Source organism: Bradyrhizobium sp. S3.2.6 (genome assembly GCF_040546885.1).
GTDB classification, from domain to species: Bacteria; Pseudomonadota; Alphaproteobacteria; order Rhizobiales; family Xanthobacteraceae; genus Bradyrhizobium; species Bradyrhizobium cytisi.
The window spans coordinates 243,184-259,174 of sequence record NZ_JBEPOS010000001.1; the positions used below are offsets into that span (position 1 = coordinate 243,184).

General features: G+C 65.6%; 18 protein-coding genes. 9 read left to right on the plus strand and 9 right to left on the minus strand.

The features are described from left to right. Window positions 1–3 precede the first annotated feature (3 nt). The 4 genes from hslU to hslV are packed head-to-tail and all read right to left on the minus strand — an operon-like array spanning window position 4 to window position 3,039. Window positions 4–1,308 carry an ATP-dependent protease ATPase subunit HslU gene (gene hslU, locus ABID58_RS01170; protein ID WP_354031227.1) on the minus strand — a complete coding sequence of 435 codons (1,305 nt, stop codon included), beginning with the start codon at window positions 1,306–1,308 and terminating at the stop codon, window positions 4–6. Window positions 1,309–1,360: 52 nt separating this feature from the next. Then, entirely contained in the window at window positions 1,361–1,993 is a 633-nt protein-coding gene (locus ABID58_RS01175; protein ID WP_354031228.1) for a DUF2585 domain-containing protein, read from the minus strand. Continuing rightward, entirely contained in the window at window positions 1,990–2,475 is a 486-nt protein-coding gene (locus ABID58_RS01180; protein ID WP_354031229.1) for a GNAT family N-acetyltransferase, read from the minus strand. Before ABID58_RS01180 ends, ABID58_RS01175 begins: the two co-directional genes overlap by 4 nt. A gap of 3 nt (window positions 2,476–2,478) precedes the next feature. Continuing rightward, a complete protein-coding gene (hslV, locus tag ABID58_RS01185; protein WP_027534993.1) occupies window positions 2,479–3,039 on the minus strand; it encodes an ATP-dependent protease subunit HslV in 561 nt (186 codons plus the stop codon). Window positions 3,040–3,231: 192 nt separating this feature from the next. On the opposite strand from hslV, the gene hisB reads away from it, so the two are divergent. From hisB to coaA, 7 genes are all read left to right on the plus strand, one after another. Then, window positions 3,232–3,825, plus strand: coding sequence for an imidazoleglycerol-phosphate dehydratase HisB (gene hisB / locus ABID58_RS01190; RefSeq protein ID WP_354031230.1), 594 nt, complete (start codon window positions 3,232–3,234; stop codon window positions 3,823–3,825). 67 nt (window positions 3,826–3,892) lie between these two features. Beyond that, on the plus strand, window positions 3,893–4,423 hold the full coding sequence (locus tag ABID58_RS01195; protein WP_354031231.1) for a DUF2628 domain-containing protein: 531 nt from the start codon (window positions 3,893–3,895) through the stop codon (window positions 4,421–4,423). Next, window positions 4,420–5,070 carry an imidazole glycerol phosphate synthase subunit HisH gene (hisH, locus tag ABID58_RS01200; RefSeq protein WP_354031232.1) on the plus strand — a complete coding sequence of 217 codons (651 nt, stop codon included), beginning with the start codon at window positions 4,420–4,422 and terminating at the stop codon, window positions 5,068–5,070. Before ABID58_RS01195 ends, hisH begins: the two co-directional genes overlap by 4 nt. Next, on the plus strand, window positions 5,067–5,804 hold the full coding sequence (hisA, locus tag ABID58_RS01205; RefSeq protein WP_354031233.1) for a 1-(5-phosphoribosyl)-5-[(5-phosphoribosylamino)methylideneamino]imidazole-4-carboxamide isomerase: 738 nt from the start codon (window positions 5,067–5,069) through the stop codon (window positions 5,802–5,804). The genes hisH and hisA overlap by 4 nt, the downstream gene beginning before the upstream one ends. 3 nt (window positions 5,805–5,807) lie before the next feature. Next, window positions 5,808–6,584, plus strand: a complete 777-nt coding sequence (gene hisF, locus ABID58_RS01210; protein WP_148752731.1) for an imidazole glycerol phosphate synthase subunit HisF — start codon at window positions 5,808–5,810, stop codon at window positions 6,582–6,584. Window positions 6,585–6,662: 78 nt separating this feature from the next. Then, on the plus strand, window positions 6,663–6,989 hold the full coding sequence (locus ABID58_RS01215; RefSeq protein WP_354031234.1) for a phosphoribosyl-ATP diphosphatase: 327 nt from the start codon (window positions 6,663–6,665) through the stop codon (window positions 6,987–6,989). A gap of 28 nt (window positions 6,990–7,017) precedes the next feature. Further along, window positions 7,018–7,974: a type I pantothenate kinase gene (gene coaA / locus ABID58_RS01220; RefSeq protein ID WP_148752729.1), complete on the plus strand. Its 957-nt coding sequence runs from the start codon at window positions 7,018–7,020 to the stop codon at window positions 7,972–7,974. 104 nt (window positions 7,975–8,078) lie between these two features. On the opposite strand, the gene ABID58_RS01225 is transcribed toward coaA, so the two are convergent. The 3 genes from ABID58_RS01225 to ABID58_RS01235 form a co-directional block, all read right to left on the minus strand. Continuing rightward, window positions 8,079–10,304, minus strand: a complete 2,226-nt coding sequence (locus ABID58_RS01225; RefSeq protein WP_354031235.1) for a PAS domain-containing hybrid sensor histidine kinase/response regulator — start codon at window positions 10,302–10,304, stop codon at window positions 8,079–8,081. Between the two features lie 124 nt (window positions 10,305–10,428). Further along, window positions 10,429–10,899, minus strand: a complete 471-nt coding sequence (locus tag ABID58_RS01230; protein WP_148752727.1) for a hypothetical protein — start codon at window positions 10,897–10,899, stop codon at window positions 10,429–10,431. Between the two features lie 95 nt (window positions 10,900–10,994). Next, window positions 10,995–12,533 carry a YifB family Mg chelatase-like AAA ATPase gene (locus ABID58_RS01235; protein WP_354031236.1) on the minus strand — a complete coding sequence of 513 codons (1,539 nt, stop codon included), beginning with the start codon at window positions 12,531–12,533 and terminating at the stop codon, window positions 10,995–10,997. Between the two features lie 227 nt (window positions 12,534–12,760). Between ABID58_RS01235 and ABID58_RS01240 the strand changes: the two genes are divergently transcribed. Next, entirely contained in the window at window positions 12,761–13,006 is a 246-nt protein-coding gene (locus ABID58_RS01240; RefSeq protein ID WP_148738150.1) for a PilZ domain-containing protein, read from the plus strand. An 83-nt stretch (window positions 13,007–13,089) separates the two neighbouring features. Further along, a complete protein-coding gene (locus tag ABID58_RS01245) occupies window positions 13,090–13,884 on the plus strand; it encodes a tetratricopeptide repeat protein (protein WP_354031237.1) in 795 nt (264 codons plus the stop codon). A 45-nt stretch (window positions 13,885–13,929) separates the two neighbouring features. Here ABID58_RS01245 and ABID58_RS01250 read toward each other — a convergent pair whose 3' ends face one another. Both ABID58_RS01250 and ABID58_RS01255 read right to left on the minus strand, forming a co-directional pair. Next, window positions 13,930–15,219, minus strand: coding sequence for a CpaE/TadZ family protein (locus tag ABID58_RS01250; RefSeq protein WP_148752724.1), 1,290 nt, complete (start codon window positions 15,217–15,219; stop codon window positions 13,930–13,932). Further along, window positions 15,216–15,950: a CpaD family pilus assembly protein gene (locus ABID58_RS01255; protein WP_354031238.1), complete on the minus strand. Its 735-nt coding sequence runs from the start codon at window positions 15,948–15,950 to the stop codon at window positions 15,216–15,218. Before ABID58_RS01255 ends, ABID58_RS01250 begins: the two co-directional genes overlap by 4 nt. Window positions 15,951–15,991 lie beyond the last annotated feature (41 nt).

The following is a 15,991-nucleotide window of genomic DNA, read 5'->3' on the forward strand; positions in this document are numbered from 1 at the left end:
GAATTACAAAATAAACCGGCTCAGATCAGCGTTCTTGGCGAGGTCGCCGACGTGCGTCTGCACGAAATCGGCATCGATCCGGACGGTCTCGCCGTTGCGGTCGGGGGCGGTGAAGGAGATTTCGTCCAGCACCCGCTCCATCACGGTCTGGAGCCGCCGCGCGCCGATGTTCTCGACGGTCGAATTGACGGCGACCGCGACGTCGGCGAGCGCGTCGATGGCGCTGTCGGTGATGTCGAGCGTGACGCCTTCGGTCTGCAACAGCGCGACATATTGCTTGATCAGCGAGGCCTCGGGCTCGGTGAGGATGCGGCGCATGTCGTCGCGGGTCAGCGCCTGCAGCTCGACGCGGATCGGTAGCCGGCCCTGCAATTCCGGCAGCAGGTCGGACGGCTTTGCGACGTGGAAGGCGCCGGAGGCAATGAACAGGATGTGGTCGGTCTTGACCGCGCCATGCTTGGTCGAGACCGTTGTGCCCTCGATCAGGGGCAGCAGGTCGCGCTGCACGCCCTCGCGCGAGACGTCGCCGCCGACGCGGCCGTCGCGGGCGCAGATCTTGTCGATTTCATCCAGGAACACGATGCCGTTGTTCTCGACCGCGCTGATCGCCTCCAGCGTCAGCTGATCGGTATCCAGCAGCTTGTCGGATTCCTCATTGATGAGGATCTCGTGCGAGCCCTCGACCGTCAGCCGCCGCGTCTTGCTGCGGCCACCCAACTTGCCAAAGATGTCGCCGATCGAGATCGCACCCATCTGCGCGCCCGGCATGCCCGGGATCTCGAACATCGGCATGCCGCTGCCGGACGACTGGGTCTCGACCTCGATCTCCTTGTCGTTGAGCTCGCCGGCGCGCAGCTTCTTGCGGAAGGATTCCCGCGTCGCTGCGCTGGAATTGGCGCCGACCAGCGCGTCGAGCACGCGCTCTTCGGCTGCGAGCTGGGCGCGCGCCTGCACGTCCTTGCGCTTGCGCTCGCGCACCTGGGCGATCGCGACCTCGACGAGGTCACGCACGATCTGCTCGACGTCGCGGCCGACATAGCCGACCTCGGTGAATTTTGTCGCCTCAACCTTCAGGAACGGTGCGTTGGCGAGCTTGGCGAGCCGCCGCGCGATTTCCGTCTTGCCGACGCCGGTGGGCCCGATCATCAGGATGTTCTTCGGGAGCACTTCCTCGCGCAAGGAACCTTCGAGCTGCTGCCGGCGCCAGCGGTTGCGCAGCGCGATCGAGACGGCGCGCTTGGCGTCGGCCTGGCCAACGATAAAACGGTCGAGTTCGGAAACGATTTCGCGGGGAGAGAAGTCTGTCATGGGACCTTAGCTAGGATCAGAAGCCGGCGGGGACAAGCCGCTTTTTTGACCGTCAAATGATCGGCGGACCGGATTGCCATTGCTTCACGGCCTCGATCGGATGGATGAGCATCAGGATATTGAGCGTCAGATTGTCGCGAATATGGAGCGCCAGCATGATTTCGAAGGCGAGCCCCAGAAGGACCGTCACCGGGACCGGCAGCGTGCGTGCGGCGAGGAACCCCAGCACCATGAACAGCGTGTCCGAGAGCGAATTGACGATGCTGTCGCCGAAATAGTCCAGCGAGATCGTGCCGGCGCGGTAGCGCTCGATGATGAACGGCGAGTTCTCCACGATCTCCCAGGCGCCTTCGATCAGCATGGCCATGATCAGCCGCGCCGGCCAGGAAAGACTTGGAAGGGCGAGTGCCAGGAACGCGACGCGCGCGAACAGCAGCCAGGTCAGCCCGTAGAACAGGAAGCCGTGCAGGACGTGCGAAAAACTGTACCAGTCGGCAATGTGCTGCGAATTTTCCGAGCTGTTGACGACGCCATGCCACAGCTTGACGTAGCCACAGGTGCAGATCGGCACCCGGCCCATCGCAAGCAGGATCGAGGCCTGAAGCGCCAGCAGGAGCAGTGCGATGCCGGCCCAGGCGAGCGGCGGGACGGCGAGCTTGCTTTCGTGCGTGCTTGTTAGCGTCAATTCTCGCGCACCATCAGCAGCGCTGCTCCGTCCGGCGTATCGACCATGCGGTCGCGGACGAAGCCTGCCTTCTCGTAGGCACGCACGGCGCGTCGGTTGCGCGGGTCCGGATCAGTGACGATGCGCGGCAGGCCGTGCCGCAACTGCTCCTCGGCGAATTGGCGAATGAACGACGAACCGTGGCCCTGCCCGATCATGTCGCTTTCGCCGATGAACTGATCGATCCCACGCGTGCCCTCCGATTGCGGCCCGAAGCCCGTATTCCAGGCGGTCAGGTCGTAGCATTGAAGATAGCCGAACGGCCGCATCCCGGCCAACACGATGAATTGGTCCATAGCGGGTTCGTCGAGGTCGCCGCTGACGAGCGCGAACTGCTCGTCCGGATCGCCCCACCACTCCCGTACATGCGCCCCGCCCAGCCATCGGCGGACCAGCGGCAGATCGGCCGCGGTCATCGGGCGGAACGTGTAGGCGGGGGCCATGCCCTACCCGGCCGTCAGCGCTTCGATGGTGACGTTGCGGTTGGTGTAGACGCAGATGTCGGCGGCGATGTCGAGCGAGCGGCGGACAATGGTCTCGGCGTCCTTGTCGGTGTCGATCAGGGCGCGGGCGGCGGCCAGCGCATAATTGCCGCCGGAGCCGATCGCCATGACGCCGGCCTCGGGCTCGAGCACGTCGCCGGTCCCTGTCAGCACCAGGGAGACGTCCTTGTCGGCCACGATCATCATGGCCTCCAGCCGCCGCAGGTAGCGGTCGGTGCGCCAGTCCTTGGCGAGCTCGACCGCGGCCCGGGTCAATTGCCCCGGATATTGCTCGAGCTTGCTCTCCAACCGCTCAAACAGGGTGAAGGCGTCGGCGGTGGCGCCGGCGAAGCCGCCGATAACGTCGCCCTTGCCGAGTTTCCGGACCTTTTTGGCGTTGGACTTGATCACGGTCTGGCCGATCGAGACCTGGCCGTCGCCGCCGACCACCACCTTGCCGCCCTTGCGGACGGTCAAAATCGTGGTGCCGTGCCAGACCGGCGAGCTGTTCTGGGAATCCTGCATAAATGACCCTCGTTGTCCGGCCTGATTTAGGGGGTCGAGAGCGGGCGCACAACGGGCCGCTCCGGGCCCAATTTCGCTCACCATAGGCAGAAGTAGAGCCCGGCCAGCCGTTCCCGCAGTAGCGAAGGCGTCATTTGGCTGTTAATAGACTGGCGTTTTCGGCCCTCAAGCCAGGATGGAAACCAGCTTTCAATGCGCACCGCGACGATCAAGCGCAAGACCAAGGAAACCGACATCGAGGTCACCGTGAACCTCGATGGCACCGGCGTGGCCAATATCGCGACCGGCATCGGCTTTTTCGACCATATGCTCGATCTCCTCGCCCGCCATTCCCGCATCGACCTCACGGTCAAGGCGGTTGGCGACCTGCACATTGATCACCACCATACCACCGAAGACACCGGCATCGCGCTCGGCCAGGCGGTCAGGCAGGCGCTCGGCAACATGGCGGGCATCACCCGCTATGCCGGCGTGCACATGCCGATGGACGAGACGCTGACGCGCGTGGTCATCGACATCTCAGGCCGCCCGTTCCTGGTGTTCAAGGCCGACTTCCCCCGTGACAAGATCGGTGAATTCGACACCGAGCTGGTGCGCGAGTGGTTTCAGGCCTTCGCCATCAACGCCGGCGTGACTCTCCACGTCGAGACCCTATATGGCGATAACAGCCACCATATCGCCGAGTCCTGCTTCAAGGGCCTGGCGCGGGCGCTGCGCACGGCGGTTGCGATCGATCCCAAGGCGGTGGGAGAGATCCCGTCCACCAAGGGCTCGCTCGGCGGCTGACATCTCCGTCGGTTAATCAAACGCCGCCGGCGGCATCTGCTCAATTCTCGAGAACGGGGCATCGAAAATGCCTGTCTACACAGTTCATGCTCCCACCCCAGCCGGGGCCGACCTGCGCGCGACCGACAGATTCGTGTTCGTGCGCGACGGCTTCCATTTCTGGGCGATGATCTTTGGGCCGTTCTGGCTGGCCTGGAACAGGCTTTGGCTGGCCCTGATCGGCTGGATCGTCTTTCTCGCCGCGTTCGATGCCGGGCTGCACAGCCTCGGCGTCGGCCGCAGCTCGATCTTCCTTGCCAACACCATCGTCGCGCTGCTGATGGGTTTCGAGGCCTCGAGCCTGCGCCGCTGGACGCTGTCGCGCGGCAAGTGGCGGCAGCTCGACGTCGTCGTCGCTGACGACGAGGACACCGCCGAGCGGCGCTTCTTCGACCGTTGGAGCAAGACACAGCGCGGCATCGTCAACGATCAATGGGCCGTCGATCGCGGCGGGCCGCCGCCGACCCGCAATTTGCCGGGTCAGCAATTTTCCAACCCGCCGCCGATTCCGGCCGGCGGCATCATTGGATTGTTTCCAGAACCGGGAGGGTCAAGATGAGCATCGCCATCATCGATTACGGTTCCGGGAATCTGCATTCCGCCGCGAAGGCGTTTGAGCGTGCCGCGCGCGGCATGGAGAATCCGCAGAAGGTCTTCGTGACCAGCGATCCGGATCAGGCCTACAGCGCCGATCGTCTGGTGCTGCCGGGCGTTGGCGCCTTTGCCGATTGCCGGCGCGGGCTCGATGCCGTCAACGGCATGGTCGAGGCGATCACCGAAGCCGTGCGCGTCAAGGCGCGGCCGATGTTCGGCATTTGCGTCGGCATGCAGCTGTTCGCCACCCGCGGCAAGGAGCATGTCATCACGCAAGGCCTGAACTGGATCGGCGGCGACGTCGAGAAGATCACGCCGCGCGATGAAAGCCTGAAGATCCCGCACATGGGCTGGAATACGCTCGATGTGCTCAGGGAGCACCCGGTGTTGAACAAGCTGCCGCTCGGGCCCAAGGGCCAGCACGCTTATTTCGTGCACTCCTATCACCTCAACGCTGCCAACGAGGCGGACGTGCTCGCGCGCGCCGACTACGGCGGGCCTGTCACCGCGATCGTCGCGAAGGACACCGCCATCGGCACGCAGTTTCACCCCGAGAAGAGCCAGCGTTTTGGCCTGGCCCTGATCTCGAACTTTTTGCGATGGAAGCCGTGATTCTCTTTCCTGCCATCGACCTCAAGAACGGCCAGTGCGTGCGCCTCGAGCAAGGCGACATGGCGCGCGCGACCGTGTTCAATCTCAATCCCGCAGCCCAGGCCGAGAGCTTTGTCTCGCAGGGCTTTGAGTATCTCCACGTCGTCGATCTCGACGGCGCGTTCGCCGGCAAGCCGGTGAATGCGCAGGCCGTCGAGGCGATGCTGAAGACGATCAAGATTCCGGTGCAGCTCGGTGGCGGTATTCGCGATATTGCGACTGTCGAGGCCTGGCTCGAGAAGGGCGTCACCCGCGTCATCATCGGCACGGCCGCGGTGCGGGATCCGGAGCTGGTGAAGGTGGCCTCGAAAAAATTCCCCGGCCGCGTCGCGGTCGGGCTGGACGCGCGTGACGGCAAGGTCGCGGTCGAAGGCTGGGCCGAGACATCGCAAGTGACGGTGCTTGAGATCGCGCAACGTTTCGAGGACGCCGGCGTTTCCGCCATCGTCTTCACCGACATCGCGCGCGACGGCCTGCTCAAGGGCCTCAACCTCGATGCGACCATTGCGCTGGCAGACAGCATCTCGATTCCCGTGATTGCTTCCGGCGGTCTTGCCTCGATCGAGGACGTCAAGGCGATGCTGACGCCACGCGCCAAGAAGCTCGCCGGCGCGATCGCCGGCCGGGCGCTCTATGACGGCCGCCTCGATCCCGCCGCCGCCCTCTCCTTGATCCGCAACGCGCCCGGGAGCTGACACATGTTCAAGGTGCGCGTGATCCCCTGCCTCGACGTCAAGGACGGCCGCGTCGTCAAGGGCGTCAACTTCGTCGATCTGCGTGATGCCGGCGACCCCGTCGAAGCGGCGATCGCCTATGACGCCGCCGGCGCCGACGAGCTCACGTTCCTCGACATCACCGCGACCCATGAAAACCGCGGCATCATGCTCGACGTGGTCCGCCGCACGGCGGAAGCCTGCTTCATGCCGGTCACCGTCGGCGGCGGCGTCCGTGAGGTCAACGACATCAAGACGTTGTTGCGCGCCGGCGCCGACAAGGTCTCGATCAACAGCGCCGCGGTGTCGCGGCGCGAGTTCGTCAAGGAAGCCGCCGAAAAGTTCGGCGAGCAGTGCGTGGTGGTCGCGATCGATGCCAAGCGGGTCAAGCGCGCCGGCGGCGGCGAGCGCTGGGAGATCTTCACCCATGGCGGCCGCAACTCGACCGGTATCGACGCCATCGAATATGCCCAGGAAGTGGTCTCGCTCGGCGCTGGTGAAATTCTGCTCACCTCGATGGACCGTGACGGCACCAGGCAGGGTTTTGATATTCCGCTGACCCGGGCCATTGCCGACAGCGTTCCCGTTCCCGTGATCGCCTCCGGCGGCGTCGGCAATCTCGACCACCTCGTCGATGGCATCCGCGACGGGCGTGCCACCGCCGTACTGGCCGCCTCGATCTTCCACTTCGGGGAATTCACCATCCGCGAAGCCAAGGAGCACATGGCCCGGCGCGGACTACCCATGCGGCTGGATGCCTGACGACTTCCGTTCATAAAAGTGCTACATCAACCGGCGGGACTGGCCCAACCGGCCAGACGCGCGTTTCGGGTCTTCAGTATGCCGCGTTTCACGATCCACGATCTCGCCGTCACCATCGATGCCCGCGCGGCCTCCGGTGCCGAGGGCTCCTATACCCGTAAGCTCCTCGACAAGGGCGCCGAACATTGCGCCAAGAAGTTCGGTGAGGAAGCAGTCGAAACCGTAATCGCAGCAGTCGAAAACGATCGCGATCATCTGATCGCCGAGGGTGCCGACCTGCTCTATCACTTCCTTGTGCTGCTCAAGGCGCGCGGCGTAAAACTGGAAGAGGTGGAGGCGGCGCTGGACAAGCGTACGAACATGTCCGGGCTGGAAGAGAAAGCGTCTCGCAAGAGCGGCAGCTAGCCAAGTTCTTTACGGAGAAGGTCGCGTCATGGATATCCGCGCACCCGAGCAGCAATATAATCCATACCGCGTCTATTCGCGCGAAGAATGGGCGCGGCTGCGCGACGACACGCCGATGACGCTGGAGCCGGGCGAGTTCGACCGGCTGCGCTCGCTGCACGATCGCCTCGATCTCAAGGAGGTCGAGGACATTTATCTGCCGCTGTCGCGGCTGCTCTCGATCTATGTCGATGCGATGCAGCGCCTGTACTACGCGGAGCGCCAGTTCCTCAACATCCGCGACCGCAAGGTCCCATACATCATCGGCGTCGCCGGCTCGGTTGCGGTCGGTAAATCCACCACGGCCCGCGTGCTCCAGGCCTTGTTGGCGCGCTGGTCGCCGCGTCCGAAGGTCGACCTGATCACCACCGACGGATTCCTTTACCCGAAGGCCCTGCTCGAGCAGCAAGGCATTCTGCAGAAGAAGGGCTTTCCGGAGAGCTACGACCTGCCGCTGCTGCTCAACTTCCTGTCCGACATCAAGTCGGGCCGCCGCCACGTGCGCTCGCCGGTCTATTCGCATCTGACCTACGACATCGTGCCGAACGAATGGGCCGAGATCGACCAGCCCGACATCCTGATCGTCGAGGGCGTCAACGTGCTGCAGACCGGCAAGCTGCCGCGCGACGGCAAGGCGGTGCCCGTGGTCTCCGACTTCTTCGACTTCTCGGTCTATATCGACGCCGACGAGGCGGCGCTGCGGCGCTGGTACATCAAGCGCTTCCTGGCGTTGCGCGACACCGCGTTCACCAATCCAAAATCCTACTTCAACCGCTATGCGCTCCTGTCGGACGAGGAGGCCACCGCCACCGCCACCGCGATCTGGGAGCGCACCAACCTCGCCAATCTCGAGGACAACATTTTGCCGACCCGCCCCCGCGCGACGCTGATCCTGAAGAAGGCCGCGGATCACGCGGTGGAGAGCGTGGCGCTGCGAAGGCTGTAGGCAACACACTCGTCATTGCGAGCGCAGCGAAGCAATCCAGAATCTTTCCGCGGTGAGAGTCTGGATTGCTTCGCTCCGCTCGCAATGACGGCGGAGAGACCTCCCTACACCACCAGACGCCGTGACGCCGCCAGCCCGGCCAGCGCCTCGTCCAGCTTCTCCCGATCGAGCGGCTTGATGAGAAACCCGTTCATGCCCGCCTCGAAGCAGGCGTAGCGATCTTCCACCAGCGTGTTCGCGGTCAGCGCGAGGATCGGCGTGTGGTGGCCGCCGGTGGCGGCCTCATGGGCGCGGATGCGTTTGGTTGCTTCGATGCCGTCGAGCTGCGGCATCTGGATGTCCATCACAACCAGATCATAGGGCGTACCGGCGGAGCTGGCCGCGAGCCAGGATTCCAGCGCGGCCTCGCCATGGACCGCGATGACGACGCGGTGACCGAGTTTTGTGAGAAGCGACCGCATCAAGAGCGCGTTGATCTCGTTGTCTTCGGCGACCAGGATCGAGAGGCCGTTGGCAGGCGTTGTGACCGCGGCCGGCTCGACAGGCTCGGGCGCGAGGTCGGGCGAGGCGACTTCCGGCGTCAGCGCGAGACGCGCGGCGAGGGAGGCTGTGCGCAGTGGCTTGACGAGGAAGCCGGTGAAGGCCGGCGAAAGTTTTTCATGACGCGAGCTCGGCGTCAGCAGCACGAGCCGCTGCGTCGCATGAGCGCGGGCGACTTCGCCCAGGCGATCGGCAACAGCCGGACCGAGCGCACGATCGACCACCACAGCATGCCATGGGCGTTCCGGCAGCAGCGCTTCGGCCACGGCCGCATCCGCGACCAGGCAGGTCTGGCCGCCCCAGCGCTCCAGCCGCCGTGCGATCAGAGACGCCTCGATGCCGTCGGCCACCAGCAGGATCGACTTGCCGGCGAGGTCCGGGCTCGGAAACGCGGTCTGTCCGGTGTTTCCATGCGACGGCGCGAGCGGGATTGCGACCTCGAAGGTCGAGCCCTGAGCCGGTGCGCTCTCCAGCGTGATGCGACCGCCCATGCGCTTGACGATGCGCTCGCTGATGGCAAGGCCAAGCCCGGTGCCGCCATAGGTGCGGGCGACACGGTCGTCGGCCTGCTCGAATTCGCGGAAGATGCGCGACTGTGCTTCTGGCACGATGCCAATGCCGGTATCGCGGACCAGAAAGCTGATCTCGTTCGGCCAGATGCCGGGCTCGACGATCAGCGCAACGCCGCCGCTTGCGGTGAATTTGATGGCGTTGCCGGCGAGATTGAGCAGCACCTGGCGCAGCCGTGCGGCATCGCCAACGACTTCCAGCGGCAGGCGCTCGTCGACATAGGAAGCGATCTCGAGGTTTTTGGCCTGCGCGCGCGGTGCCAGCAGCTCGGTGACCTCCTCGATCAAGGTCGAGAGCGCAAAGGGACGCTGGTCGAGATCGAGCTTGCCGGCCTCGATCTTGGAATAGTCGAGCAGCTCCTCGATCAGCGCCATCAGCGCTTCGCCCGAGGTTTTCACGGCCCTGGCGTAGGTCGTCTGCTCCGGCGTCAGCGTGGTGTCGAGCAACAGCCCGCCCATGCCGATGATGCCGTTCAGGGGGGTACGGATCTCGTGCGAGGCCATTGCGAGGAACCGCGACTTGGCGCGGTTGGCGGCGTTGGCCTGGTCGCGCGCATCCGACAGCGCGCGTTCGGTCTCGGTGCGGTCGGTGACGTCGCGGCCGACACTCTGCAGATCGGCGGGCTGGCCGGCATCGAGCCGCACGAATCCTTCGCGCCAGGCGATCCAGCGCGCGCCGAGCGGGGTGGAGATTCTCTGGTCGTGGATGCGCGTGCCGTTGCTCTCGCGCGCGCTGTCGCCCTGCTCCAGCACCTCGAAGTCGAACCGCGTGCCGACCAGCGCACCGCGCGTCTGTCCGGCCAGCGCGCAATAGGCGTCGTTGGCAAAGGTGATGCGGCCCTGATGGTCACGCAGCACGATCAGATCGCCCTGCGATTCGAACAGGCTGCGGGCGCGCTCTTCGGCTTCCTTCAGCTCCCAATTGCGGTCGATCAGCGCCTCGTTGTGGGCGGCGAGCTTGCGCATCCGCTTGTTGACGAAGCGCAGCCGCATGCTGAGCGTCGCGAGACCGAGGCAGGCCAGCGCAAACAGGAAGCTCGCGCCGATCGCAAAGGTGTTGGGATCGTAGCCGGAATTCGGCGCGCGGCTGCCGGTGACGAAGCCATAGGCGCCGCCGAAAGTCGCCGAGAAGATCATGAAGGAGCGGATCGCAAAGGCAATTCGAGGATGCCGTCGCCTGAAGCGGCGCATGCGCACCTTGATCCGGAACGTCCGACCCATTGCCACCGACCCCGACTCTTATCCGAAACCCGCCACCGCCATTGGCGACGATGTCTCGCCGACCTTGCGAACAGCTTGCGGCTTTGCGGCGGCCTCCAAACAGGGTTGACGAGGTGTTAACGCTTCAGAGCGAAGCGGCCTGGAGGGGGAGTGGGTGGGGGCCATGAGCGCCGACGATCAGGGCTGCGGCCTCCTTCTGTGTAAATGTCTTCGAACGGACGTAAACACGGAAGTCAGCGGGACCATCTGCGGAGAGATAAATGACCGGGCCGTCATCGACCGGCTGCGCGGCAATCGTGATGAGGCGCGTCGCCGGATTGGCCTGGCAGGCGCTCGGCTCGTCGCTTGCGCCGTCGTCCACGACTGCGAAGTCGGCGGCATCCGCATCGTCGGTGATCTGGACCCGCACCGTGGCCCGCGACACATCGTCGGTGAAGGCGACATGGACGCCGGCCGTCCAGAACAGGGATGTCAGCTCGACCGAGGTGTCGCCGAGGGCGATGCAAGGATGCGAGACCGATGTGATCTCGTTGCGGGCGAACACCGCAGCCGCCAACAGGGGAACCACCGAGGCCAGGATCTTGAAACGCAACATGACGCTCTACTCGCCGGGCCCGGACTGGACTTGTGGGCCTATGGTTTGCAGAGCGTAAAGGAAACTCGTTACCGCCGGGTTGATGCGCTGCGCGATCACGCCATCTGGCGCACATCCTCCGCGAGTGCGCGGTAGGACAGCGCCTCGGCAAGATGCAGCCGGCCGATCTTGTCGGCGCCGTCGAGGTCGGCGAGCGTGCGGGCAACCCGCAGCACGCGGTGATAGCCGCGCGCCGACAGCCGCATGGTCTCGGCGGCATCGCGCAGCAGCTTCTGGCCCTGTGCGTCCGGCTTTGCGATCTCCTCCAGCACGGAAGCCGGCGCCTCGGCATTGGTGCGGACCCGCGGCAGGCCGGCATCGGCGTAGCGCGCGAGCTGGATGTCGCGCGCCGCCGCCACGCGCGCGGCGACTTCGGCGGAGCCTTCCGCCGCCGGCGGCAGGATCAGATCGGCCGCGGTCACGGCCGGGACCTCGATGCGCAGATCGATGCGGTCCATCAGCGGACCGGAGATGCGCGCCTGGTAATCGCCGGCGCAGCGATCGATGCGGCCGCGCTTGCAGGCATAGCCCGGCTCGAACGCATGGCCGCAGCGGCAGGGGTTCATCGCTGCGATCAGCATGAAGCGCGCGGGGTAAGTCACGCGGTGGTTGGCGCGGGAGACCGAGACCTCGCCGTTCTCCAGCGGCTGGCGCAGCGAATCCAGCACGCGCGGATCGAACTCGGGCAGCTCGTCGAGGAACAGCACGCCCTGATGCGCCAGCGAGATCTCGCCGGGCTTCGCGCGCGCGCCGCCGCCGGTGAGCGCGGCCATGCTGGCGGAATGATGTGGCGAGCGAAACGGCCGCTGCGATGTCAGCGCGCCGCCCTCGATCTCGCCGGCGACGGAGGCGATCATCGAGACCTCGAGCAATTCGCCCGGCGACAGCGGCGGCAGGATCGAGGGCAGCCGCGCCGCCAGCATCGATTTGCCGGCACCGGGCGCGCCGATCATCAACAGGTGATGGCCGCCCGCGGCCGCGATCTCCAGCGCCCGTTTGGCGCTCTCCTGGCCCTTGATGTCGCGCAGATCGAGCAGCGAGCTTGCTGCTTCGTGGACTTTCGGCACGGGCCGCGACAACACCTGTGTGCCCTTGAAATGGTTGGCGATCTGAATCAGGGAGTGTGCGGCGACGATCTGGATGTCCGGGCTCGCCCACGCCGCTTCCGAGCCGCAGGCCGCCGGACAGATCAGGCCTTCCTCGCGCACATTGGCGCCGATCGCGGCTGGCAAAACGCCGGCCACCGGTGCGATCGAGCCGTCGAGGCCGAGTTCGCCGAGCACGGTAAAACCCGTCAGCGCATCCGGCGGGATCGCGCCGATCGCCGCCATCAGCCCGAGCGCGATCGGCAGGTCGTAATGGCTGCCTTCCTTCGGGACGTCGGCAGGGGCGAGATTGACGATGATCCGCCGCGCCGGCAGCGCCAGGCCCGACGCGATCAGGGCCGAGCGCACCCGTTCGCGCGCCTCCGACACCGCCTTGTCGGGCAGGCCGACGATGGCGAACGCCGGCAGGCCCGGCGCGACCTGCACCTGCACGTCGACCGCGCGGGCCTCGATCCCTTCAAAGGCGACTGTCGAAACCCGCTGGACCATGATGCCCCCTCGCACAATTAGGGGTAGCAGAGCGCGATGGCCCTGACAAGAACAATACAAGAACGAAGGCAAGGGCGCCGCGATTCCTAACGACCGGTAAACGGGACGGAGACACTAAGCTTCGACTACGCCTCGAATGCGAGCGGCTGCGCTCAGCACATTCCAATGAATGTCCGCTACTCCTAGGGCTGCGGGATGGGCCGTGATCTAACGGGTGAACAATTCAAATGCTTGCAAATCGCCGCAGAAGCGAACGCCGGATGTGCACGCGGCTCGCCAAGATCCATTTTGGCGCGGGGTCGCTGCCACGGGACTGCACGATCACGGATATCTCGGATGGCGGCGTCAAGGTCGTGGCGGAATTCCTGGAACTGCCGCCGCAATTCACCATCATCTTCGCACCCGACTATTCCCGCCAATGCCGCCTGCGCTGGCGCATCGGCTGCGAATTCGGCGCGGAATTTACCGACTAAGCCCAAGAGGCGGGCGTCCTTAACGGGAATTTAGCGTTAATCGGCAAAGCATCTCTGATCAGTCCGCCGGCGGTGATCAGAGTATGTCCAAGCGTTCGTCCCTTGCCTCTCCCCCGGCGAGATTCCTGCTTCCCGCGCTCCTGGTGCTTGCCCTCGGTGGCTGCCAGACCACGAGCCTGGAGGATGTGACCGGCGCGCTCGGCGTCGGTGGCAAGCCGGAAGCGGCCGCTACGGCGGACGCCAAGCCCGACATCAAGCCCGACATGGACGGCTTGCGGGAGCGCTATCGCGCCAGGCCCAGCGATCCCGCCATCGCCCTCGACTATGGCAAGGCGCTGCGCGAGACCGGCCAGCGCGCCCAGGCGGTCGCGGTGATGGAGCAGGCCGTGCTCGCCCATCCCAGCAACAAGGCGCTGCTCGCCGGCTACGGTCGCGCGCTCGCCGACAACGGCAATTTCCAGCAGGCCTTCGACGTGCTCAGCCGGGCGCATACGCCGGAGGATCCGGACTGGCACATCCTGTCGGCGCAGGGCGCGGCGCTCGATCAGCTCGGCCGCAACGAGGAAGCGCAGCAATATTATGCGTCGGCGCTGAAGATCGTGCCGGACGAGCCGCAGGTTTTGTCCAATCTCGGCCTGTCCTACATGCTCCAGAACAATCTGCCGCGGGCCGAGGACACCATGCGCCGCGCCTATCGGCGCAACCCGGCCGATTCCCGCGTGCGGGGTAATCTCGCACTGGTGCTGGGGCTGGAAGGCAAGCAGGCCGAGGCCGAGACCATCGTGAAGGCCGATCTGCCGCCGGATCAGGCGGCGGCAAAGGTCACGGCGCTACGCCAGCTGCTGTCGAAGAAGCAGCAGCAGCGGGCGGAGAAGTAATCCGCCGCCGCCGAGAGCACTGCGCGCTCGAGAACGCTCTTGCGCTTACGACGCCTTGCGATGCGGAGCGGATGCGCGTCCGGTCCTGCCCTTCAGCTTCTTCAGCAGCGGTCCGAGCAGCGAACGCTTCGGCTTCTTCACTTCGCCGCGCCCGGCGAGGCGGTTGGCCATGTTCTGGAACAGCTCGGTGGTGCGGTGGCTCTTGGAGACCTCCGCAATCATCTGGCCGTTATTGGCGGCGGTCGAGAACAGCTTTGAATCGAACGGGATCACCGCCAGCGGCTGGCTTTCCATGGTCTTGGCGAACGATTTGACGTCGATCTCGGCGCGCTTGTGCATGCCGACCTGGTTGATGCAATAGAGTGGCGGCCGGTCGTTCGGCCGTGCCGCCTTGAGCACGGTCAGCATGTTCTTGGTGTTGCGCAAGTTCGCGAGATCCGGCTCGGCCACGATGACGATGTCGTCGGCATTGACCAGCGCGCGCTTGGTCCAGGCCGACCATTGATGCGGCACGTCGAGCACGATGCAGGGCGTGGTCATGCGCAGCGTGTCGAAGATCGCATCGAACGCCTCCGCGCCGAAATCATAGACCCTATCAAGCGTAGCCGGTGCGGCGAGAAGGCTGAGGCGGTCGGTGCATTTGGCGAGCAGGCGCTCCATCAACGCCGTGTCCGGCCGGTCCTGCGACAGCACCGCGTTCGCAATGCCCTGCGCCGGATCCTGGTTGTAGTCGAGGCCGGCGGTGCCGAAGGCGAGGTCGAGATCGATCACGACGGAATCGAGCGCGAGGTCGCGCGCGATGGTCCAGGCCACGTTGTGCGCGACGGTGGAGGCGCCGACGCCGCCCTTGGCGCCGACCACCGCGATGACGCGGCCGGTGATGATGGCTTCGGAGGCCGAGAACAGGCTGCAGATCGAGCGCACGACGTCGAGGGTTTCGACCGGCCCGACCACGTAGTCGTTGACGCCGCGACGCACCAGCTCACGGTAGGGCGCGGTGTCGTTGGGGTTGCCGATCACGACCACGCGGGTGCCGGGATCGCAAACGCCGGCGAGGTCGTCGAGGCCCTCGAGGATGTCGCGTGTGCCGTCGGATTCGATCACGATGACGTTCGGCGTCGGCATCGTGTCATAGACATCGATTGCCGCGGCGAGGCCGCCGCTCCTGGCGGTGAGATGCGCCTTGGCGAGACGGCGGTCCTGCCCGGCCGCGGTCACCGCGGCGAGCGTCTGCTCGGTCTCGCAAAAGGCCTGCACCGAGATCCGGGGAACCGGCGCAATGTGCTCCTCGGGGTGCTGCGGATCGTCCGCCTCTTCGTCGTGGATGCCCGTCATTTGCCTGTTTCGCTGAGTTTGGCCTTGTCAGCCTCGGGATAAGCGGTCGCGGTGGAGGTGCCCTTGCGGTAGCGGTCGAAGGCGATGTCGCGCCGTGCGGTATAGGCCGGCGTCTCCGCGCGCGGCTGCTCGAGGTCGGCGGGGTTGTCGATCATCGCGGCAAGATTACGTTGGGTGGCGCAGCCGAGATTGAAGTAAGGCCGGTTCTCGTTGTAGCCGGGATCGAGGATCGACGGTCCCATGTCCTCTGGCCACAGCCCGCAGGGGCCGGCCACCGCCGCGATCTTGGAATAGCTCAGCCGGATGGTCGGCAGCAGGACGGGGTCTTCGGGACGATAGCGATGCTGGACGATGGCGCGCGACGGCACGCCGCCGCTGCCGAGCACGGCGCGGATTTCGTGGTAGGTCGCAGCCGCCGCGCGCGAATTCGCGGTGTCGATGGGCACGTCGACGACGACGGAGCCGGTGCCTTCGCGCACCCAATCCTGGGCGATGCCCATCACGTCGGCGTGCTGCGCGGTCGAAAGTCCGCCGCGCGCCTTGCCGACGAAGATCACGATCGAGCGCTTGGCTTCCTGCACCGCGATCGGGTGACGCATGCGGTAGTCGGTCGGTACCGTCTGGGTGGTGACGACGTCGCCCGTGGTGTTGCAGGCTCCCAGCATGACGGAGAGCCCCGTCAGCGCGAGCGCGATGCGCAAATTGCGACGTCGATCATTTGTCTTCGTCATCGCTTCATCCCCTCTTGTCCGTGTCGTGTCTTGCCCGGTCC